This is a genomic window from Candidatus Villigracilis proximus (assembly GCF_016717045.1).
In the GTDB taxonomy this organism is placed as follows: Bacteria; Chloroflexota; Anaerolineae; order Anaerolineales; family Villigracilaceae; genus Villigracilis; species Villigracilis proximus.
This window is the reverse complement of the sequence record NZ_JADJUO010000010.1, coordinates 215,344-235,649: the sequence shown is the minus strand read 5'-3', so window position 1 is coordinate 235,649 and position 20,306 is coordinate 215,344. Positions and strand designations below refer to the sequence as shown.

Below are 20,306 nucleotides of genomic sequence, written 5' to 3'. Positions count from 1 at the left end.
GATGTTTTTTGATCAAGTTCATATTCACTTGTTGCATATGTCGCGTATATATTGTACGTATTGCTCGGGCGCTTTGCCTATGATTTTTTTGAAGTCGTTGACGAAATGTGATTGATGGCTGTAGCCAAGATCTATAGCAACGGATGCCCAGTCCGGGTCTTCAATTTGGGCGGCCAATCCCGCAGCGTCCATTAGGCGATTGCGCATCAACATGGATTTTGGACCAATCCCGACATACTTTTTGAATACATATTGAAGCGTGCGTTCGCTAATAGCAAACTGTTCTGCAATCTCTTCGACTGTTCGCAGATATTTATCGGTCTTGATTGCCTCAAAGATCGAAGTGACGAGTTCGAGGTTTGGGTCTATACAAGGTTTTCTGGATAACAATAGTGTTTCCATATTGGCAATCATGGCTTGGTCACTTTCCAGCCCAAGCAGGGAGTAGCGAAACGCGGCATTCGCTTCGGTAAAGACTTCAGCGGCTTCAATTTCTCTACTGGTAATGGTGGAGAGGTTATTCTGCAAGAACGGGTAGAATCCGCCCGGCTTGAACATCGACCCGATGATCGCCCCAATTCCTTTCATTTCGTACCTATATACTCCATCTGTAATGCCAGTGATCCAGGCGCTATTCGATCTAATGGAAAGATTGACGCTTGAATGCGGCATGATTTCAAAAACGTAAGAAGATTGTCCACGTAAATCCCAGCAAATTATCCAGTGTTGATCTATAAAAGGAGCCAATTCTGGAGAGGGCAGGTATTGCCTAATTTGTAGGTGTGTGTGGGACTGAATTGGGTTGAGAAACCCTTTATACCTTCTTCTTTTTTGATGATAATGATATGCAGGTATTTTTAAAACTGTGTCCATAACATCTGTTATTGTATCCAGATCAAAAAATAAAGGTATCCGCCTTAAGTCATATATTTTTCGATGGAATCTTGCAGGTTTTTTCAATGCTTTTTCATAATGACGAATAGTCAATTCTATATTGAATAAAATGCAGTAAAGTCACTGAGATAAATCAAAACATCCGACGCTTCATCGTGTCGGATGTTTTGATTCAGCCAGCGCCCTATTCTACTTGGCGCGAATGGACTGAGCATATTGTTCAGGCGCTTTGCCGACAAGTTTCTTAAAATCGTTGACGAAGTGCGATTGATGGCTGTACCCCAAATCTGCGGCGACCAATGCCCAATTGGGGTCTTTAAGCTGAGCCGCCAATTCCACGGCTTCGAGCAGACGATAGCGCATCAACACCCACTTCAACCCGACCCCGACATATTTTTTGAAAAGATATTGAACCGTCCGCTCGCTGATGGAGAATCGCTCTGTGACCATTTCCACGGTGCGCAGGTCTTTGTCCGTGTTGACCGCTTCGAGGATCGACGTGATGAGCGTGAGGTTCTGGTCAATGCGCGGCTTTCTGGATAAAAGCAACTCCTCTACCTTGGCGACCATGGCTTCATCATTTTCCTGATCGAACAGGGCATACCGAAAATCTTCATTCGCTTCAGGGAAAACCGTAACCGTATCAATTACCTGATCAGTGATGGTCGCGATGTTTTTCTTCCAGAATGGGTAGAACCCGCCCGGCTTAAACATTGTCCCGATGATCGAGCCGGCATCCTTCACTTCGTAGGTATACATCCCGGTGGTGATGCCTGTGATCCAGCCCCGCTCCACGGTGAAGGCGAAATTAATACTGGAATGCGGCAGCACTTCAGAGATATATGGCGGCTGTCCGCGCAAATCCCAGTGGATAGTCCAATGATGCTCGACGAAGGGAGCCAGTTCGGACGAGGGCAGGTATCGGCCAAGTTCGAAGCGTGTGGCGGCGTAAACCGGGTCCAGAATCCCCTTATGTCGGCTTGATTTTTACGGAACTGTTTTGCGGTTTTTTGCAATACATTCTTCATAACAAATGCTATTATACATACTTGGAAGCATTAATATAAGCCAGTCTTTTCAACTCAAAAAGCTCATTATGATCAGCGTCTCAGTCATTATCAAACATAATATATCCGGCGCGGAAGTTGTTTCCAACTGGCACAGAAACAGACAGGCGCACCACGCTTTCTATAACTCAGGAGAATATTTCTTCCCGGTCGGTTACTGATTTTCTGAGCGAAAATTGAGAAGTGACTCAGCGGCTTTCATAGTGATTGAAGATGAATAAAAATGAAAAGTAAAATCCTAAACCTTGCATTGATCCTGGCTTCGTTTACAGGGTATTTGGAATGGTGTGGAGGCAACAGGATGTTTTTTGCTTCAAGCAGAGACCGAAGTAATCCCCAAGCTCTTCACAGACTTCAGTTCCGCTGCGCACCCTTTGACTCTGCTCCCTCTTGCAGGACAATTGCTGCTAGTCATCACATTATTTCAGAAATCCCCAGGCAAAACGTTGACACTTCTTGGCATGGCAGGGATTGGCAGCCTGTTGTCGGTCATGTTTGTCATTGGTGCGGCGATCCTGGATATTAAGATGGTTCTTTCCACACTGCCGTTCTTCTTGATCGGCTGGATGATCGTGAAACATCATTTACGAAAAAAACCAACCTGGGAACATCAGGCGTGAGCGCCTGTTCTCAGGAATAAGAATAAAGAGAAGTTCCATTATGGAAGTTCGACATTAAAGCTATCTCAAGGCAAAACGTATCTGGAAGGCTTAAGATTTAAAAGGACCCAACAATCAACATGGAAACAACTACAACCACAAAACTTGATATTCGTTCCATCTTCGGAACTTCCCTTGGTCACTTTGCTCCATGGCTGGCAGCCGTACTGCTTATTACATGGTCTGGCTATCCTGGAGTGATTTGTATCACACCAATGGCCTGGTTACTTGCGATAAGCACAGGAGCGGCCTGTTCATTACGTTCAAAAACGCAGAAATCCTCCACTCGCTTATTGGAAACAGCATTGGCAGGCGGCATTCTTGGCCTCCTACAGGGCGTGCTGTTTTTTATCATTACCCCCTTCATGGGGCCAATCAAGCCAGAGGAAGAAGCAAACACACTAATCTTAAAACTCATCATGCTTTCCGCTGGAATTCTAATTGGTGCGGTTCTTTCCCTTTTTTCTGCACTCTCGATGGAACGGCGTAAAAAAAAAGAAGTCTATAAACATAAGTTTGAAAACTATATGCGCGATCTGGGGCTATGAAACACAAAAAAGACGAAACAAGCCCAATTATGTTGTTATAAAAAGCAGGTCGCGTTTGAGACGCGACCTGCTTTTTATATAACTCCAGTTGCCATCTTTGGTTCTTGACTTGTCTTTAATCTGAGTTTCTTAACGCAAAAGCACCAAGGCATATTCTCTCTCATTGAGAGAAGGCAAACAAGAGAAACATCCGCTCAAAAATAACCTGAATGGATATATTCCACCCTTTTGTGTATAATCTTCCTGCTCGCCTCGATAGTTCAATGGATAGAACAAGGCACTCCTAAGGCTTAGATGTAGGTCCGATTCCTACTCGGGGCACTAATTTACAAAAAACATTAATCAATTTCTAATGAAAAACACTTGCGCGAAATGAATCGTTGGTGTAATATTAATCTCGTTGACAGCAAGGGTGCCCCCCTCACCCTTGCTGTCAACATTTTAATGACAATTACTTAATCATATAAAAAAACTCCTGTCAACGAACAGGAGTTTTTTTATATGATTTTCTATTTCTTTTCTTTGGTCATCTGCCGCGCAATTTGCAATAACTCGTGCGCAGAACGTAATGTCCCTTCACCAACCTCGCCGAGCATCTGAGGAAGTTCAAGCAGGCGCGCATCACCATCCAGAGATTCAACGCGGGTTAGCGTGCGTCCATTATCGATCAGTTTTTGCACCTGATAATGCTGATCACCAAAGACCGCCAATTGGGGAAGATGCGTCACACAAAAGACCTGATGTGTGCGCGAAAGATTCCAAAGTTTGTGTCCCACCACCATACCTACACGCCCGCCGATGCCTTGATCGATCTCATCAAAGATCAGAGACGGGACTTCGTCAGCGCTGGCTAGTACATTCTTTAAGCCAAGCATCAAACGGGAAGTTTCACCGCCAGATGCGATCTTTGCCAGCGGTTTAAGTCCTGCACCGGGATTGGGCGCGATCAAAACTCAACGCGATCAAAACCATTTTGATCAAAGGCGATGCGCCTGCCATCGGCCAGAGGCGCACCGTTGACATCTGGCTTAGTTTGAAAGTCCACACCAAATTGGGCAGAAGCCATCTTCAGATCACCAAGTTCAGTTTCAATGCCTTTACCCATGCTAATGGCAGCAGACTTGCGCTTCTCAGAAAGCACACCGCCTTGTTTGGCAACCTTTTCCAGCAACTTCGCTTCCTGCATTTCCAAGTCATTAATACGATCCACCGCGCCCGTAATAGTTTCAAGTTGTTTGCGGGTATCTTCGCCATAGGCGATCACCGCGGGAATACTGCCGCCATATTTGCGCGTCAGCGAATGGATCACATCCAGGCGTTCTTCCACATCTTCAAGCCGCTTGGGATTGAACTCGATCTCGTCAAGATAATCACGCAGACCATGGATCACATCGGAGATCGTATCCAGCAATAACTCAGCTTGATTCGCCAACTCAGCCTGACCCGCATCAATTTTTGCGAGAGTCGCCAGCGCCTGTGCGGCCTGTCCGACCAGGTCGGTCGCGGCGGGAGTTTCGGGCGAACCTTCATCCAACACAGCCAACGCTTCCTGTGCATTTTGTGCAAGGGCTTCGGCATTAGCTAAGCGGTCACGCTCTTTGCGCAATTCTTCATCTTCGCCCACTTTCAATCTCGCCGATTCGATCTCTTCGGCTTGATAGGTCAACATTTCAATACGGCGGTCTGCATCAGATTGCGACTTGCGCAAATCATTCAACTCACGGCGCAAATTTAACAGCGAGTGATAGGTCTGGCGGTAGTCGCTGAGGGGCCGGGCCACTTCCGCGTAGCGATCGAGCAGGCCAAGGTGCGCGCGCGGATCGAGCAGCGAGAGATGTTCCGCCTGCCCGTGGATGTCGATCAGCAGCGCGCCCAGTTCCTTCAACAATCCAACATTCACCGTGCGGCCATTAATGCGCGCCACGCTGCGTCCCTCTTTGCGGACTTCGCGCATGAGCACCACATAATTGGGATCATCCATCAGCTCTTCGCGGTTGAGGATGAAATGCACCGCTTCTTTTTCCGGACCGGTGAGCTGGAACACCGCTTCGACAAATGCGGCGTCTGAATCAGAGCGCACGAAGGTGGTATCCGCTTTGCCGCCGAGAAGCATGACGACCGCGTCAAGGATGATGGATTTGCCCGCGCCAGTTTCACCCGTGAGGATGATGAGACCAGAGTCAAAGCGCAGGTCAAGTTTGTCTATGATTGCAAAGTTTTGGATGTGAAGTTCAGTAAGCATAGGCTATTTAAATAATTGGATTCCAGAAAGTCGGGTGTAGACGAGCGGCACAGCGATAAACAGATATATCCCTTGAAAGGCGATCCCAAAAATATTCATGTTTAATAATTGAACGATCAGCATGGGCAGAGCGCCGAGCACCATCCCCACCGCGACCGTAATAAACAATGAGCGTGAACGATGACGGCGGGTGACAACGCGCACCGATTCGGCAATTGTGGTGCCCGCGATGGGCGCAGCTGAAAGAATCAGAAACCAGCCGATGAAGCCAATGCCGCCGATCAAAGTGATCAGAAAGGAGGTTACGGCTGAAAGAAAACCGGCGGTAAGAAACCCGAAGATGTAATCGTACCATTCAGAAGTATCAAAAGATTTCTGATGCGAACGGACACAATCCCTGCACATATAGCCTGTGGGTGTGCGCTGTGCGCAGGATGCACAAATCGGCTTTTCACAGCGCTTGCAACGTAAGCTGGTTTCGCGATCTGGGTGGACATAACAATAAGTTGCAGCGGAGATGGTATCTGTCATCGTGGAAATCCTAAAGAATTTTCGTTCATGTGTGCAGTAAGGTTACGATAAAAATAACCCGGGTCTTCAAAGCGAACAAACTGCGCGGTAACATCTGCGGCGGTAACTTTTACCTGGTCGTCTTCCATCAACGGCGTTGGCGGCTGGCCGTCCACGCTGAGGACTGAGTTTTCACTTTTTACAACAATGCTAACTGAAGAACCTTCTGATAAAACCACCGCCCGATCCACAGAGAGATGCGGCGCGATGGGCATGAGCAAAATATTACGTAACTCCGGCGGCAAAATGGGTCCGCCCGCAGCGAGCGCATATGCCGTGGAGCCCGTGGCGGTGGAGGCAATGAGACCATCTGCGACATAACTGGTGAGGTGACGCCCGTCCACGGAAGCGGTCAAGCGAACAGGGCGCAGGTTTTGTCCACGAGCGACAACGACTTCATTCAATGCATTCGAACTGCCGAGGCTTTCGCCTGCACGGATGTGTTCTGCGCGCAGCATCATGCGGTTCTCGATCCATGCTTCACCGTTCAATAATTTTACAAAGTACTCACGCCAATCCTTACGATCAACCTGGATCAAAAAACCCAGTCTGCCAAGATTCACGCCAAGGATTGGCACACCGCTGGGTGCGCATAGATGTCCTGCACGTAAGACACTCCCATCACCGCCCACGGCAATCAGCATATCAAACTCGCCTTTTTTTACGCGCTTGCGAAGTTCTTCATCATACAAGGAACCACAGGCAGCATCCATGCCCTTTTCCTTAAGGAAAGCAGCCATCGCTTCAGCTTCAGCAAAGGCTTCGGGCATTTTTGGATACGCTGTAACAACGGGATGTTTGGGCAGGAAGGGTTCTGGCATAACGAAATTATACCTTTTGTAATGTCACAGCGTTACATGGCTTTCAGACAAGGTTCTGATCGCAATGATTTCTAAATCCACATTTGGCGCAGCGTCCGGCTTGTTCATGCGAACGCGGAACATCTTTTTTAATTTCGTCACGTTTCATTTCCACAAGCAGGTCGATCAAGGCATTCTCCAATTCACGGGTGTAATCTATGGCGAAATCCCGATTCTCGTAATGGATAATCCCATACGGCGGACGTGTGCCATAGGTCTTCTCCACCAATAAACAATAGGAAGCAAGCTGATAAATATGCGAATCATAGGGAGTTTCCGGTGCGCGGCCTGATTTGACCTCAACGGGAATGATCTTCCCATTTTGTTGGACGAGGTAATCAGGCTTGCCTGTCAACTCCATCGCGGCATAGAAAAGCGGTTTTTCCACTTTGCCCCATCCGTGCGTGTCGGTGTAGATGATACGTCCGCCGGGCAGGCCTGCTTCTTTTTGCTGGCGGTTTGAACGCCAGAAGAAGATCAGGGCAATAACAAAGAGGAGAAGAGTGATATAGAGCATTACAGTAATCAGTAATCAGTAATCAGTAATCAGTAATCAGATTATATTTTTTCAGCTATTCTTACGATCTTCTTTAAACGGGTAAAGTCGGAACCGGAAAGGGCTTCCATTCTTTTTCCCAGGGTCTTGATGAATTCGATACTATTATTTTCATTGACAGCGGGCAATATTCTTTCGGCGTGTTCCGGCACTTCCTTGTGATGACAGGTCAAGATGTGCTGCATCAGATAAGGGAAGACGACCTTGCCATACTCATCATTTGCGGATGCTGTATGCGCCAACGCCGAAATGGACTTGTCAATGGAAATACTATCGGGGCCTGTTTCTTTAACCTTTTTGATCTCATCCAAATGCTTGAAGATAAACTCAGGTTTTACTTTTGCAATTTCTGCGAGGGCCGTGATCGCGCCGCGCACCATGTTGTGATGTTTGCTTTTAGAAATTTAATAAAATCATCTGCATATGGCGCGGCGAGATTTGGGTCAATGATCGCGATCTCATACATGACATTCATACAGTCGCCGTGGATATTCTTGTTGTCGTTGTGCATATTCTGAGCGATCTCGCGTATCCCGGCCATATCCTCACGCGCCACGAGATCACGCGCCAGATCAAGGTTGGGCGTTCGGTCGCGGCGGGTTTGCAAATAGCCAAGACGGTTTAATAGGTCAGACATTCTTCTCCATTAAGATGTCCCAAAAGACACCTTTACAATTGTGCGGTGCAATACGCTACCAGCGTAAGAATTGCCACCAGAAGCAGAATCATGCCAACGGTCCGCAATAGAAGCGCGGATAGAGTCTTGCGTCCGTGCTGACGATGCAATTCAGTCCCGGCGGCCAACTCGGCTTTATTCTCCGACTCAACCCCATCCTTGCGGTAACGCCAGGCGCGGCGACAATATAAATAACTTCCAATATCAGAAGCGCGGATAACAGACATGGGCAGAGTATAGCACAAATTTTCTATACGCTTATTTTTCTGTAATCCCCCGGCAATGAAGCATCTACCTATCCCTGCGCAATACTCAACTTGTATTAACAACCTGCAAGGTATGATAAACTTCACGCGCAAAAATATTTTTCCCTCGGAGGAAATTAATGACAGACAAACAGGTACATTCCATTGAGATCGCAGGCGTAAAACGCGACCTGCGATTGTTTGAGATCAAGCCCGGACTCAAGATCGCGATCTTGAATATTTTAGGGGATACCGAGTTGGTGCAGGCTTGCGCGCGTGAACTCGGAAAGAAACTTGCAGAAGTTGATTATGATATTCTCGTGACCGCTGAAGCCAAGTCCATTCCGCTGGCGTATGCGGTTTCGGTTGAAACAAAGAAACCGTACGTGATCCTGCGAAAATCCTATAAGCCGTACATGGGTGATGCGCTCAAAGCAGAAACGCTTTCGATCACAACCGGTCAGCCGCAAATTCTGTTCCTTGATGAAAAAGACCGCCGGTTGATCGAGAATAAAAAAGTGGTGATCCTTGATGATGTGATCAGCACAGGCTCCACGCTGCAAGGCATGCGCATGATTTTGGATAAAGCCAAAGCGGAAGTGGTGGCTGAAGCCGCGATCCTCACTGAAGGTGACCGCGCAGAGTGGATGCATATCATTTCCCTTGGTCATTTACCGCTGTTTACTGAATAAAAATATAACAATAAAAAACTCCGCGAAAATTCGCGGAGTATTTTTATTGAGTTTCTCACTTCATGCCTGCCGTTTCGATCAATTTACTTTTCTGCACGCGCTTCATTTTTTTGATCGCAAGTTCACGTTTCATGGCTTCGGTTCGAGTGGACAGGGTTTCCAGATAAACCAATTTTACCGGCCGGCGTGTACTGGTATATTTCGCGCCGATGCCTTTGTTATGCTGGTTCACTCTTCGCTGCGGATCTGTCGTCCAGCCTGTGTAGAAGGTTCCATCTGCACATTCGAGAATGTAGCAATAACAACTCATTTCCTGTTTTTCGAGCGGATACCCAAAAGGCCGCCAAACAATCTTTCGCTGATAGATATGGGCTTATCTGATTCTTTATGCATACTCTCCCAATTGGCAGAGATGCGTTCATTCAACCAAACTTCACGCCCTTCATGCGCGGCCTGCAAGCGGACTTTTACGGCTTCTTCGTTGCCCTTTTCAATATCATCGCGCAAAGCGCCCAAAGAGGCGATCATCGTATTCAGTGAACGGACAACATTTTCCTTATTATGCAACGCCGACATATGCAAGGCATCTGGTTCATCTTCCACGACCAGTGCAGAGGTTGCCGCCACATAAGCACGTCCGGCCAATTTACGTCCTTCAAGCCAGCCGGGTTGATCCACTGTCGCATTCAACAATGCAACAGAGACAAGTTGAGGCAGAAGATGCACAGTCGCCATTAATCCATCTGATTCCACAATATCTGTCAGCATGATGTTGGCGCCCAGCAACTGCACGAGTTCCATCACCAACTCCACAGATTCGCCGGTTGTGCTGGCAGGAGCATCAAGCAGGAAAATGCTTTTCGAAAACAGATCAGCCCGGGCTGAGTCCAGACCCTTTTCTGTCCCGTTTAAAAATTCAGATCCAATCGTTGGAACAATTCCCACATAGGAACATCCAGCGGGTAAAATATCCTTTACCCATTTGGAAACCTCTGACTTAACAGGAGAAGTATCCACTACAATTGCGCCTTCCATTAGATCAGGTGCGATAAATCCCAAAGTATCGCGCACCTGATGCACAGGCAGGGCAAGAATTACAATTTTAGCGCCCTCAACAGCACGGGGAAGGTTGTGTTCGGTTTTTTCAACCGCACCTTTTTTCTGAGCAGCACGCTCGATCGATATTTCTTTGTCGTGTCCAAATACAGAAAGGCTATTTTTATGCGGCGCCAGCGCCAGGCCGATCGAGCCGCCCACCTGACCAAGACCGATGATTGTTATTTTTACAGACATACTAACCTCGCAAGAGTTTGATGACGCGATTATACTGCCAGTGTCCACTTAAACGGCGAGAGCCGCGGACGCCGACCGCGGCTCTCTTAGTAAAGGAGGAGAAGAGAAATCACCTTACAGCGCTAAATTTATCATGCTTGTCTGATTAGTACTTGACGCTTGCCCTACGACTACCCTACGATTGTCAGGCAATTAACAAGATTGCAAACACTTTTTCTTTTTAGAGGATGACAAAATGACACTCCCTTCCCTCAAAATTTATCTTGGCGAATTAAATAACACACCCCTCGGAGATTTGCGCATCGCTGCCTCCGACCTTGGGCTGGTCGCTGTTGAATGGGCAGATTCTCAGCCCGAGCTGGATGCCCGTCTCTTCCGCCTGCACAGGACGGTTGAGAAAAACCAAAAGAAAAATCCAGGGGTATGCAAAGGAATTAGGCGAATATCTAAAAGGCAAACGCCGTGATTTCACGATCGCAATTGACTGGTCTACATTGAAGCCGTTTCAATTGAAAGCATTGAAGGCAGTTTACGCCATTCCCTACGGCGAAACACGGACCTATGCCGACATCGCGATGCAGATCGGGCATCCAAATGCCTACCGTGCCGTAGGCAGTGCCAACGCCACAAACCCCATGCCGCTTGTGATTCCCTGTCACCGTGTGATCGGCGCAGACGGGAAACTTCACGGCTACGGCGGCGGAGATGGACTGCCAACAAAAGAATGGCTGTTGAAAATGGAAGGCGTCAAACCATAACATGATAGACTTAACAGAGTGGACATCCTCTCTCAACTTTTCTGGACTTTCATCAAAGTCAATCTACTCAGCACCTCCGGCCCGGCTTCTGTGGGTTTGCTATATCATGAAGCGGTGGGAAGGTTCGTTACAGAAAATCAATTTATTCAAGCTGTTGGCTTATCTTCTGTGCTGCCCGGCAGCGACGCACTGCAACTTGCGATGTATATCGGCTACGCTGCGGGCGGAATCCCCGGCGGACTAGTGGCATTGCTTGCGTCAATTTTGCCGCCCACCCTTATCATCCTCGGTGTAACGATGGTCCTGCACCGTCTGCGCCGCGAAGCCTGGGTGGGTAATTTTGTCGAAGGACTCGCTCCCGCCATTTCTGTGCTGATGATCTTCACCGCCTGGAAAATCTTTGAAAAAGGCGGGGAAACCAGTTGGGTGGGGTGGGTCATTGGCATTATCAGTCTGACAGCCATGTGGTTCAAAGCACCTGAACGTATCGTCGTCATCATCGCCGGCATCGTTGGTATCATTTTTCTCACATCATGAAACAATCAAAATTTTCAGTCTGGCTCCGTCTGCTATGGATGTTCCTTAAAGTAAACCTACTTTCCCCATCCGGTCCTGCATCTGTCGGCTTGTTATATAAGGAAGCGGTTGGCAGCATCATGAGTGAAGAACGCTTTGTGGAAGCTGTTGGTTTTTCAAACGTGCTGCCGGGCAGTGAAGCTCTGAAACTTGCCATGTTTGTCGGCTATGCGGCTGGCGGCATCCCGGGCGTTTTCACCGCACTACTGGGTGCAGTTTTACCTCCCACCGTGATGATGTTCGCAGTGGCCGCGGTCTTGCAGCAATTTCAACAGGAAGACTGGCTGCAAGGTTTTGTAAAAGGCATGAGTCCCGCAATCGCCGCGCTTATTCTCATGGTAGCCTGGGAACTCTTCCACGTTGGACAAAACAAAAAGATCAACAAACGCGCTGTATTCATTGCTGCGTTAACCGCCCTGGCATTATGGTTTGAAATTCCATCTCCGCTGGTGCTGCTGGGCGCGGGGATTTTAGGCGTATTTTTATTTCGATAACCCGATCAATGGAAAAATTTATGAAACCTGATTTATTAATTGCAACCAATGGATTTAAAGGGACATGGCCTTCCATTGAATATGGAGCATGGCTCGCAGCAACGCTGGACACAAAGATCACGCTTCTTGGCGTGACCGAAAACCTGAGTCCGGCTGCGATAGATGACCACCACCCGTTGGAAGATGTCTTCGCACGCGCCGTTGCGTTATTCCAGAAAAACGGAGTGGACTATACACTCGAAGTGCAAAACGGAAACGCGGAAGATGTGATTCCGCGTAAAGCAAAACAAGGCAATTACATCATTGTACTGGGGCCGTTGGGACGCCCGCAATTTCGCCGCATGTTAACCGGGCGTTCCATTCGTCATTTAATGGAAGAGATCGAACAGCCGATCCTGTATGTGCCTGAGTCAAAACTCCCTTTGAAAAAAATATTGATCTGCATTGGCGGGTTGGGATATGAAGTCACGGCTGAACACATCGCCATGCAAATGGCAATGAAAAGCCGCGCCGAGATCACACTGCTGCATATTATTCCCCAAATTGATCTTAACTATCCAACCGCAAAAACCGTGAGCGCAAACTGGCAAAACCTGACAGAGACAGACACACCCATTGGACGAAGTTTGCGTCAGGCTTTGGAAATCGCAAAAAATGACGGCCTGACTGCAAACGTAAAAGCGCGGCAGGGCAATGTTGTGGAAGAGATCATGGCCGAGGTAAAAGAGGGGAATTACGATCTGCTGTGCATGGGATCAATATACAGCACGAATGCCTTACGTCAACTCTACGCGCCAAATGTAACGGCAGAGATTGCCGAAGATGGATTATGTCCAATCTTATCTGCAAGATATAAAGGATAAGCGACAACAAAAAGCATCCGATAATCGGAGGCTTTTTTGTCGCTTATATCTTTACAAGCCGGGGGTGTATTTATCTTCCCATTCAGCGATGGCGGCGCGGATGGTGGCTTTTATCATTTCATCGGGGACTTCATCCACCGAGTTAAATTTATCCAGTCCGACATAAACTTCCACCTCACCCTGGGGAGAATCCTGCAACCGGACGCCTCGTTTGGCGAGTGCGGTATCCACCAGACGCGCCTGTAAAACAGTATCAATTTGAGCCACAATACTAAGAGTTGCGATGTTTTTTTCCACTTCTGGTTTCTTTACGATGGGCGTCACAGGTTGAGTGGAAGATGCCGCAGGGGAATAAATAACAGCTTGAGCAGGATCAGCTATCGGCGGAGTCTGAACCGGCGCGGCGGGCTGGGATGCGGCTTGTTGAGTCTGTCCACCTTCCAGCCAGGGGCGCAGCACGGTGACCAGTTCGATCAAGCGCTTTTTCTTATCGGGGAATAACTTATCGCCAACCGGCACGCCGTCTATTTCAAGTTTATATGTTCCATTATCCTTTTTTGAGACTCAATAAACTGGGATCATCCGGCGCAGACGGAGACCGTCCTTTGGCTGGACTTGGGCGAGCTTGATCTCCGCTTCTTTGATGATGTTTTCGGCTTTTAATTCGGCGGCTTTAATTTTTTGCGCCGTGCGAAGATTGGAATCAAGAAATCCAATGAACCATCCGATAACGATTGCGATAATAACGTATAAGACTGTCATAACTCACCTCAAGCGCTGACAATTTGGACAAATATGTGTGCCGCGTTGACCCACGGTGAACTTTTGAATTGTGGTGCCGCACACATCACACGGTTCGCCATCGCGGCCGTAAACACGAAAATGATTTTGATATTCACCGCCGCGGTAGACCCAGTCAATGCTGGCGCCGTTGCGGCGAATGCCTTCTTTTAGAACTGCGCGGATCGCCTTATGCAATTCCACAGCCTGTTGCTGTGTGACATTATTTGAGGCGGCCATCGGGTGCAATTGCGCAATATGTAAACATTCATCGGTATAGATATTGCCAAGGCCGGCGATGAAAGTTTGATCAAGCAGCAAGGGTTTTAAATACCGCTTGCGTGTTTGTAAATTTTCAAAGAGCCATTGAGCCGTAAAATATTTTTCGAGCGGCTCCGGGCCAAGTTTGCCAAGAATGGTTTCGGGCCGGTCTGTTAACCAGACGCGTCCAAATTTACGCGTGTCGTTGAAAGCCAGATAATTATCATCTGAAAGATGAAGCAAAAGGCGATCATGTTTTTCCGGCTTGATTTTACCTGCTCTTATTATCACATCTCCGCTCATGCGCAAATGTACAAGGAAACTGCAAGTTTCCAATTTAATGACCAGATACTTTGCGCGGCGTGAAACGTCCAAAACTTTCTGCCCGGCAATCTGTTTCTTGAATTGGGCCGAAGAAGGAATGGCAAGCGTGCGCGCCCAGCGCAGGTCAGCAGAGACGATGGTTCTGCCGACCAGTTCCGGTTTTATGGCACGTGCAATGGTTTCTACTTCAGGAAGTTCAGGCATGGGAGAATTGGGTATCAGGTAAGATGTGTTTAGGGACAGTTAAATTACTCGTTGAACATCTCTCCAACCGAGCGGCCTTCATGGGCACGTTTGATCACTTCACCCAATAACGGCGCGACAGAAAGCACAGTGATGCGGCCTTCGAGGAATTTTCTTTTTTCAGGAGAAAGCGGCGCAGAGTCTGTGGTGATGATGTGTTTAATCGGCAGAGAAGCCAGCCGTTCTGCGCCATTGCGCGAAAGAATGGCATGCACAAAAGCGAGATATACATCACGCGCGCCATTTTGTTTGACAACCTTCACTGCTTGCGCAATGGAACCGCCGGTATCCACTTCATCATCCACAATAATGACATCGCGGTCTTTGACATCACCGATCAGGGTCAATGCTTCAGCTTTCGCATCATTTCCCTGACGGCGTTTTTCAATGAACGCGATCGGCATATCCATATCGGCGGCGTAATTACGGCCTTTTTTGGCAAAGCCAAGGTCAACTGAAACGACCACAGGATCCACCATTTCAGAGCGGATATTTTTGTTAATATGATCCACCAGCAAATGGGAAGCGGTCAACACGTCACCCGGGATGGAGAAGAAACCCTGCACCTGTCCGGCGTGCGGATCAAGCGTCATATAACGATCTGCGCCGGCCACTTCGAGCATATCCGCGACCAGGCGGGCAGTGATCGGCACACGCGGTTGATCTTTTTTATCGGAGCGGCCATAACATAAATATGGCACAACCGCTGTAATGCGCGCGGCAGAGTCTAAACGCAGGGTTTGGATCATGATCAACAATTCCATTAAATTGCGATGCACCGGTGACGAAGTGGTTTGGATCACATACACATCCTGTCCGCGCACACTGCCGCCCAATTTCACGAAAAGATTCTCATTCGGAAATTCAATCACCTCGCGCTCACTGACAGGCTGGTCGAGATAATCGGCAATTTTTTGTCCAAGATCAGGCGAGCCGGAACCTGCAAATAATTTAATTCCGCCGTACACCTTCAAATCACGATGGGTATGCTGCATTTATTTCTCCTTCATTTGTGCGATCCACTCAGCGCGTAATACGCTCATAATAATTACATCGTCATATTTTCCGTTTTTATAAACAGCTTCACGTAAACGGCCCTCTTCCACAAATCCTGCTTTTTCGTAGGCCCGTTTTGCGCGCAGATTTTCCGCATACACACGCAGATAGACGCGATTGAAATTCAAGGTTTCAAAGCAATGACGCACCAGCAGCGACATTGCTTCCGTGCCGTAGCCCTTATCCCATTCATCTTTTTCACCGAGCATAATTCCGATCTCGCCCAGGCGGCCTATTGTGTCAATATCAAATACGCCGCAATTGCCGATCATCTTCCAGCCATTACCATCACGCACTTCGATCACCAGTGTCTTTTCACTTTGACTGCGCTGGGTCATTGAATTGAACCAGTTTTCTTCATCCACAGTAGACATTGGCAAATATAACGACAGGTAACGAGTCACATCGGGATCGTTAACCCACGCATAAAAATTATTAACATCTTCGCGCTCTGTAGCACGCAACCGGACTCGCTCGCCATAGATTATGCTCATTTTAACCTGCCATTCATTAGTAACTTAACTGCTTCCCCGGGTGACATTTCTCTTTGGATAATTTTCTCAAGCATATTTTCATACTGCTTCTGCGGGACATCTCTGCGGAAACGGCTGACCAATTCTTCGCGGATCAGCGCATCCAACTCGACCTCAAGCCGGGCACGCTCACGAACGGCCCAATCTCCGCTTTGAGTTAAGTGCGCCACATGCCGCGCAATGGCTTGTGTTAATTCCACGATCCCTTTGCCTTCGGTGGAAACCGTCCGTTGGATAGGTGGAATCCACGTCAGACTGGATGAAGATTCTTGTGCAGGGGCAGCTATCCGCATGGATGATCCGTGATGCTGAAAAATCCGCGCGGCCGGGTGAGCCAATTCCAGCATGGACTTTAATGCCTTCTCTGTATTTTCCACGCCGGGGCGGTCAGCTTTATTAACGACGAGAATATCCGCGATCTCAAGGATGCCGGCCTTGATGGCTTGAATATCATCGCCAAGTCCGGGCGCTTCGACCACCAAAGTTGTGTGCGCGAGACGTGCAACATCCACTTCGCTTTGACCCGCGCCGACTGTTTCAATAATGATGACATCAAATCCGGCGGCATCAAAGACCTGCACCATATTTGCCGTGGACTGTGCAAGTCCGCCCAGTGAACCGCGCGTTGCCATTGAGCGAATGAAGACGCCCGTATCGCCGGCGAGGTCACGCATCCGCACACGGTCACCAAGCACTGCGCCGCCCGTGAACGGACTCGAAGGATCAACCGCAACAATTGCCACACGTTTATTTTCTGTTTTGCGATAATACAAAGCCAGTTGATTCACAAGCGAAGATTTGCCCGTGCCGGGTGAACCTGTCACGCCGATCAGATGCGCCTTGCCTGTGTGAGGAAATAATTCGATCAATGCGGCGCGGCCATCCGGCATATCATTCTCCACCTGTGTTAACAGGCGGGTCAATGCGAGTCGGTCACCGTTGAGAACTGCTTGAGAATAGGTCATAAATTAATTTGTGTTTTATACATCCTGAGCGGAGGACTGAGCACTCTCTGCGAAGTCCGTATTCGAAGGACGATCACCTTGCGCTTCGGCTGCGTTCGGACGGTGGAACTGTCCTCCGCTCAGCATGTAATGTTTACATCCTGGCGGAGGACTGAGCGCTCTCTGGAAGTCCGGCAGCGGGGCGGGCGCCCGCGCCCCCCCCGGCGGGCGGGGGGGGGGGGGCCCCCCCCCCCCGCTCAGCGTGTAATTATCATCATTAACAACAAAACACAGAGTATTTTAAACTCTGTGTTTTTATTAACTCTTATCCAGCCACTGCGAGTCTGACATCACGAATAATGTCTTCAGTGGATGCGCCGGGACCGTACACTCCGGTTACGCCCATCTCTTTTAAACGATGCAAATCTTCATCTGGAATGATGCCTCCGATAAAGATCTTCACATGTGATTGTCCGTTGATTTTTAGCAGTTCAAGAAGGCGCGGGGTTAATGCCATGTGCGCGCCTGAAAGAATGGACAGTCCAACCACATCCACATCCTCTTGAAGCGCGGCCTCGGCGATCATTTCAGGGGTTTGGCGCAAGCCAGTGTAGATCACTTCCATGCCGGCATCACGTAAAGCACGCGCAACTACTTTTGCACCGCGATCATGTCCATCCAGGCCGGGTTTGGCGACCAATACTCTTATTTTCTTTTCTGTCATAGTTCCTCCGAGGGAATGATGAACAAAGATTATACTATGTATCACAAACTCACTTAAGAAAATTCCGGGACTCACATCCCGGAATTTTCTATTTATAAGACCGTTTAACTATGAAACTCATCCTTCGGCTGTGTTCCTCAAAGGGTAGACTTCACCTGAAATAAGATTTATTTACGCTCCATCATCTTTCGGCGGCGCGGTTTGACCGTAATCCAAAACCGGGCGCATTTGGGTGCCGCCTTCAGGGGGGCCGACGATCTTTTTATCTTCCATCATATCCACAATACGGGAGGCGCGGGTGTAGCCAATACGCAATCTTCTTTGCAGCATGGAGACAGATGCGCGGCCTTCCTTGCGGACAATATCGACAGATTCATCATACAGCGGATCGTTATCTGACTTTTTGCCTTCATCCCAAAGCTGTGTTTGCTTAAGCGGAAGATTGGTCGGCACGGAATCAGCAGGCATGTCTGTGGTGGACTGCTGAACAACTCCGCCGCCTGCTTGTGTGCGCCAATATTCCACCAGGTTCTGAATTTCCGTATCTGAAACGAATACGCCCTGCAAACGCGCGGCAGCGGGCGCATCAGGCGCTTGATAGAGCATGTCACCACGCCCGAGCAATCTTTCAGCGCCGGGTTGGTCGAGAATAACGCGGCTGTCTGTATTGGAGGCCACAGCAAAAGCAATACGCGCCGGGAAGTTGGCTTTGATCAGACCTGTCACCACATCCACAGAGGGGCGTTGTGTAGCGAGGATCAAATGAATACCCGTAGCACGTGATAATTGCGCCAGACGTGTGATCGTCTTTTCTGTTTCATCAGGCGCGATCATCATCAGGTCGGCCAATTCATCAATGATGACCACGAGATAGGGCAGTTTCTTCTGTCCCTGTAATTTCATCTTTGCGTTGTAATCAATGATATTACGTGAACCGATCTGCGCGAACATGTGATAACGCTTGTCCATTTCACGCGTCATCCATTGCAGAGCGCCGATCACGCGGTCCATTTCAACGACCACCGGGCCGAGCAAATGCGGAATGCCGTTGTAACCGGTCAACTCCACGCGTTTGGGGTCAACCAAAACGAGTCGCAGGTCATCGGGTGTGTTGTATAGCAACAAACAAGTGAGGATTGAATTGACACAAACAGATTTACCGGAACCGGTGGTACCCGCGATCAACATGTGCGGCATCCCTTCCACGCTGGCGATGATCGGAAGTCCGGCTACGTCACGTCCCAGACCAAAATTTAAAGGCTTGGTGTTGCGTTTGAAAGTATCACTTTCCAAAATATCACGCAGGGCCACCATTGCCATTTCTTCGTTTGGAACTTCGATACCCACATAACTATGTCCGGGTACGGGGGCTTGAATGCGAATGCGCGGTGCGGCCAATGCAAGCGCAAGATCATCGGATAAGGATGCGATCTTGCTAACGCGGACTTTGGTGCGGACTCCGCCTCTTGTCTCAAGAAATAGCGGCTCCACTCCGAATTGCGTGATCGATGGCCCGCGGCTGATCGCAACTACCTGAGCCGGAGCGCCGAAGGATGCGAGTGTTTCTTCGATCAAGCGTGCGCGCTGTTGAATGAATTCTTCATTGATGGATGGCGCATTGCCTGAAACCAGAATATCGCTGACATTGGGCAATGTCCAATGGATGACGGTGGGGCCGCTAGTGGTGCGTGTGGGTTGAATTGCTTCGCCTGTTGCCACAATGGGCGGCACAGCGGAGGGATCGATCGGGGTGAAATCTTCCGTCGAAACAGAAGCAGGATTCAGGTCAAGTTGTGATGCGATGGGTTTATTCATCCACTTTCTGATCCAGTTAAACAATGGACCGAGCCAGAAAAATAAATCCTTTACCGGTTTATCCAAAAAGACTGCGATGCCGATAATCAACCAGGCGCACAGGGCGATAAAGGCTCCGCCGCCGCCAAAACTGAACCAGAGTATGCGTTGAAAGAGGCCGCCAAGCGCTCCGCCGCGAACGCCGGTCAGCGCGACCATTTCTGCGGTTTCGGCAGTGGCGACAAATGAATGTAAAACGGTCAGCGTCCAGACAAAAAGGATAATGCTACCCACGGCACGTTCGATGGAAAGCGGGGGAATGCGCTCGATCTTGCGAAAGACAAGCCATAAGCCAAAAAAGACGAGGCCGATCGGAAGGATATAAAAACCCCAGCCGAATATTTGAAAGAATTTGGAGATTGCTCTGCCAATTAATTCAGAACGATTGGCAGAGACCAAGCCCAAAATAATAATGATGCCAGTGAATGCAAGGATGATGCCAACGACATCCAGTTTGCGTTCGGCAGATAGCATATCCCAAAAGGAGAGCGCGCGTGGTGCGGGCGGCGGCGGTGCGTACTGTGGTTTATTTTTATGCGCAGGTTTATTGTGCGAGGCATCCCCTTTTTTTGGGGGGAATGGTCTTGCCCGCAG

Annotated in this window: 27 protein-coding genes and 1 tRNA gene; 8 read left to right on the top strand and 20 right to left on the bottom strand. The window is 48.8% G+C overall.

What is annotated here, in order from left to right:
* Positions 1-24: 24 nt before the first annotated feature.
* The gene (locus IPL71_RS13190; RefSeq protein WP_345322282.1) at positions 25-960 is read right to left on the bottom strand and encodes a DUF6597 domain-containing transcriptional factor; all 936 of its coding nucleotides are present in this window, start codon (positions 958-960) and stop codon (positions 25-27) included.
* A gap of 123 nt (positions 961-1,083) precedes the next feature.
* Positions 1,084-1,812: a DUF6597 domain-containing transcriptional factor gene (locus tag IPL71_RS13185; RefSeq protein WP_345322309.1), complete on the bottom strand. Its 729-nt coding sequence runs from the start codon at positions 1,810-1,812 to the stop codon at positions 1,084-1,086.
* Positions 1,813-2,269: 457 nt separating this feature from the next.
* On the opposite strand from IPL71_RS13185, the gene IPL71_RS13180 reads away from it, so the two are divergent.
* The 3 genes from IPL71_RS13180 to IPL71_RS13170 all read left to right on the top strand — a co-directional run bounded on the left by IPL71_RS13180 (position 2,270) and on the right by IPL71_RS13170 (position 3,489).
* Positions 2,270-2,581 carry a hypothetical protein gene (locus IPL71_RS13180; RefSeq protein ID WP_345322280.1) on the top strand — a complete coding sequence of 104 codons (312 nt, stop codon included), beginning with the start codon at positions 2,270-2,272 and terminating at the stop codon, positions 2,579-2,581.
* 119 nt (positions 2,582-2,700) lie between these two features.
* Entirely contained in the window at positions 2,701-3,168 is a 468-nt protein-coding gene (locus IPL71_RS13175) for a hypothetical protein (RefSeq protein WP_345322278.1), read from the top strand.
* A 249-nt stretch (positions 3,169-3,417) separates the two neighbouring features.
* Positions 3,418-3,489, top strand: a tRNA-Arg gene (locus tag IPL71_RS13170).
* 188 nt (positions 3,490-3,677) lie between these two features.
* On the opposite strand, the gene IPL71_RS13165 is transcribed toward IPL71_RS13170, so the two are convergent.
* From IPL71_RS13165 to IPL71_RS13130, 8 genes are read right to left on the bottom strand one after another with little or no spacing between them, the layout of a single operon-like run.
* Positions 3,678-4,118: a DNA repair protein RecN gene (locus IPL71_RS13165; RefSeq protein WP_345322276.1), complete on the bottom strand. Its 441-nt coding sequence runs from the start codon at positions 4,116-4,118 to the stop codon at positions 3,678-3,680.
* Entirely contained in the window at positions 4,115-5,410 is a 1,296-nt protein-coding gene (locus tag IPL71_RS13160) for a DNA repair protein RecN (RefSeq protein WP_345322274.1), read from the bottom strand. The genes IPL71_RS13165 and IPL71_RS13160 overlap by 4 nt, the downstream gene beginning before the upstream one ends.
* Before the next feature lie 3 nt (positions 5,411-5,413).
* A complete protein-coding gene (locus IPL71_RS13155; RefSeq protein WP_345322272.1) occupies positions 5,414-5,941 on the bottom strand; it encodes a B-box zinc finger protein in 528 nt (175 codons plus the stop codon).
* On the bottom strand, positions 5,938-6,801 hold the full coding sequence (locus tag IPL71_RS13150; RefSeq protein WP_345322270.1) for an NAD(+)/NADH kinase: 864 nt from the start codon (positions 6,799-6,801) through the stop codon (positions 5,938-5,940). The genes IPL71_RS13155 and IPL71_RS13150 overlap by 4 nt, the downstream gene beginning before the upstream one ends.
* 43 nt (positions 6,802-6,844) lie before the next feature.
* Positions 6,845-7,357, bottom strand: a complete 513-nt coding sequence (gene cas4 / locus IPL71_RS13145; RefSeq protein WP_345322269.1) for a CRISPR-associated protein Cas4 — start codon at positions 7,355-7,357, stop codon at positions 6,845-6,847.
* A 41-nt stretch (positions 7,358-7,398) separates the two neighbouring features.
* Positions 7,399-7,776, bottom strand: coding sequence for a hypothetical protein (locus IPL71_RS13140; protein WP_345322267.1), 378 nt, complete (start codon positions 7,774-7,776; stop codon positions 7,399-7,401).
* Entirely contained in the window at positions 7,731-8,033 is a 303-nt protein-coding gene (locus tag IPL71_RS13135) for a hypothetical protein (RefSeq protein WP_345322265.1), read from the bottom strand. Before IPL71_RS13135 ends, IPL71_RS13140 begins: the two co-directional genes overlap by 46 nt.
* A 32-nt stretch (positions 8,034-8,065) precedes the next feature.
* On the bottom strand, positions 8,066-8,299 hold the full coding sequence (locus tag IPL71_RS13130) for a PD-(D/E)XK nuclease family protein (protein ID WP_345322263.1): 234 nt from the start codon (positions 8,297-8,299) through the stop codon (positions 8,066-8,068).
* 158 nt (positions 8,300-8,457) lie between these two features.
* On the opposite strand from IPL71_RS13130, the gene IPL71_RS13125 reads away from it, so the two are divergent.
* Positions 8,458-9,009: a phosphoribosyltransferase family protein gene (locus tag IPL71_RS13125; RefSeq protein WP_345322261.1), complete on the top strand. Its 552-nt coding sequence runs from the start codon at positions 8,458-8,460 to the stop codon at positions 9,007-9,009.
* 55 nt (positions 9,010-9,064) lie between these two features.
* Here IPL71_RS13125 and IPL71_RS13120 read toward each other — a convergent pair whose 3' ends face one another.
* On the bottom strand, positions 9,065-9,319 hold the full coding sequence (locus IPL71_RS13120) for a GIY-YIG nuclease family protein (RefSeq protein ID WP_345322259.1): 255 nt from the start codon (positions 9,317-9,319) through the stop codon (positions 9,065-9,067).
* On the bottom strand, positions 9,316-10,302 hold the full coding sequence (locus IPL71_RS13115; protein ID WP_345322257.1) for a prephenate dehydrogenase: 987 nt from the start codon (positions 10,300-10,302) through the stop codon (positions 9,316-9,318). Before IPL71_RS13115 ends, IPL71_RS13120 begins: the two co-directional genes overlap by 4 nt.
* Positions 10,303-10,619: 317 nt before the next feature.
* On the opposite strand from IPL71_RS13115, the gene IPL71_RS13110 reads away from it, so the two are divergent.
* The 4 genes from IPL71_RS13110 to IPL71_RS13095 are packed head-to-tail and all read left to right on the top strand — an operon-like array spanning position 10,620 to position 12,993.
* The gene (locus IPL71_RS13110; RefSeq protein ID WP_345322255.1) at positions 10,620-11,060 is read left to right on the top strand and encodes a methylated-DNA--[protein]-cysteine S-methyltransferase; all 441 of its coding nucleotides are present in this window, start codon (positions 10,620-10,622) and stop codon (positions 11,058-11,060) included.
* A gap of 18 nt (positions 11,061-11,078) precedes the next feature.
* A complete protein-coding gene (locus tag IPL71_RS13105) occupies positions 11,079-11,597 on the top strand; it encodes a chromate transporter (protein WP_345322253.1) in 519 nt (172 codons plus the stop codon).
* Complete coding sequence (locus tag IPL71_RS13100; RefSeq protein WP_345322251.1) at positions 11,594-12,130, top strand: chromate transporter; 537 nt, start codon at positions 11,594-11,596, stop codon at positions 12,128-12,130. Before IPL71_RS13105 ends, IPL71_RS13100 begins: the two co-directional genes overlap by 4 nt.
* A 20-nt stretch (positions 12,131-12,150) precedes the next feature.
* Positions 12,151-12,993: a universal stress protein gene (locus IPL71_RS13095; protein ID WP_345322249.1), complete on the top strand. Its 843-nt coding sequence runs from the start codon at positions 12,151-12,153 to the stop codon at positions 12,991-12,993.
* A 51-nt stretch (positions 12,994-13,044) separates the two neighbouring features.
* On the opposite strand, the gene IPL71_RS13090 is transcribed toward IPL71_RS13095, so the two are convergent.
* From IPL71_RS13090 to IPL71_RS13055, 8 genes are all read right to left on the bottom strand, one after another.
* Complete coding sequence (locus tag IPL71_RS13090) at positions 13,045-13,512, bottom strand: hypothetical protein (RefSeq protein ID WP_345322247.1); 468 nt, start codon at positions 13,510-13,512, stop codon at positions 13,045-13,047.
* Positions 13,513-13,557: 45 nt separating this feature from the next.
* The gene (locus tag IPL71_RS13085; RefSeq protein ID WP_345322245.1) at positions 13,558-13,755 is read right to left on the bottom strand and encodes a hypothetical protein; all 198 of its coding nucleotides are present in this window, start codon (positions 13,753-13,755) and stop codon (positions 13,558-13,560) included.
* A 3-nt stretch (positions 13,756-13,758) separates the two neighbouring features.
* On the bottom strand, positions 13,759-14,562 hold the full coding sequence (mutM, locus tag IPL71_RS13080; protein ID WP_345322243.1) for a DNA-formamidopyrimidine glycosylase: 804 nt from the start codon (positions 14,560-14,562) through the stop codon (positions 13,759-13,761).
* A 44-nt stretch (positions 14,563-14,606) separates the two neighbouring features.
* Positions 14,607-15,596, bottom strand: a complete 990-nt coding sequence (locus tag IPL71_RS13075) for a ribose-phosphate diphosphokinase (protein WP_345322241.1) — start codon at positions 15,594-15,596, stop codon at positions 14,607-14,609.
* Complete coding sequence (locus IPL71_RS13070; protein WP_345322239.1) at positions 15,597-16,151, bottom strand: GNAT family N-acetyltransferase; 555 nt, start codon at positions 16,149-16,151, stop codon at positions 15,597-15,599. It lies immediately after the preceding gene.
* A complete protein-coding gene (gene meaB / locus IPL71_RS13065; protein WP_345322237.1) occupies positions 16,148-17,155 on the bottom strand; it encodes a methylmalonyl Co-A mutase-associated GTPase MeaB in 1,008 nt (335 codons plus the stop codon). Before meaB ends, IPL71_RS13070 begins: the two co-directional genes overlap by 4 nt.
* A gap of 304 nt (positions 17,156-17,459) precedes the next feature.
* Positions 17,460-17,858 carry a cobalamin B12-binding domain-containing protein gene (locus IPL71_RS13060; protein ID WP_345322235.1) on the bottom strand — a complete coding sequence of 133 codons (399 nt, stop codon included), beginning with the start codon at positions 17,856-17,858 and terminating at the stop codon, positions 17,460-17,462.
* A gap of 171 nt (positions 17,859-18,029) precedes the next feature.
* On the bottom strand, positions 18,030-20,186 hold the full coding sequence (locus IPL71_RS13055; RefSeq protein ID WP_345322233.1) for a DNA translocase FtsK: 2,157 nt from the start codon (positions 20,184-20,186) through the stop codon (positions 18,030-18,032).
* Between the last annotated feature and the right edge of the window lie 120 nt (positions 20,187-20,306).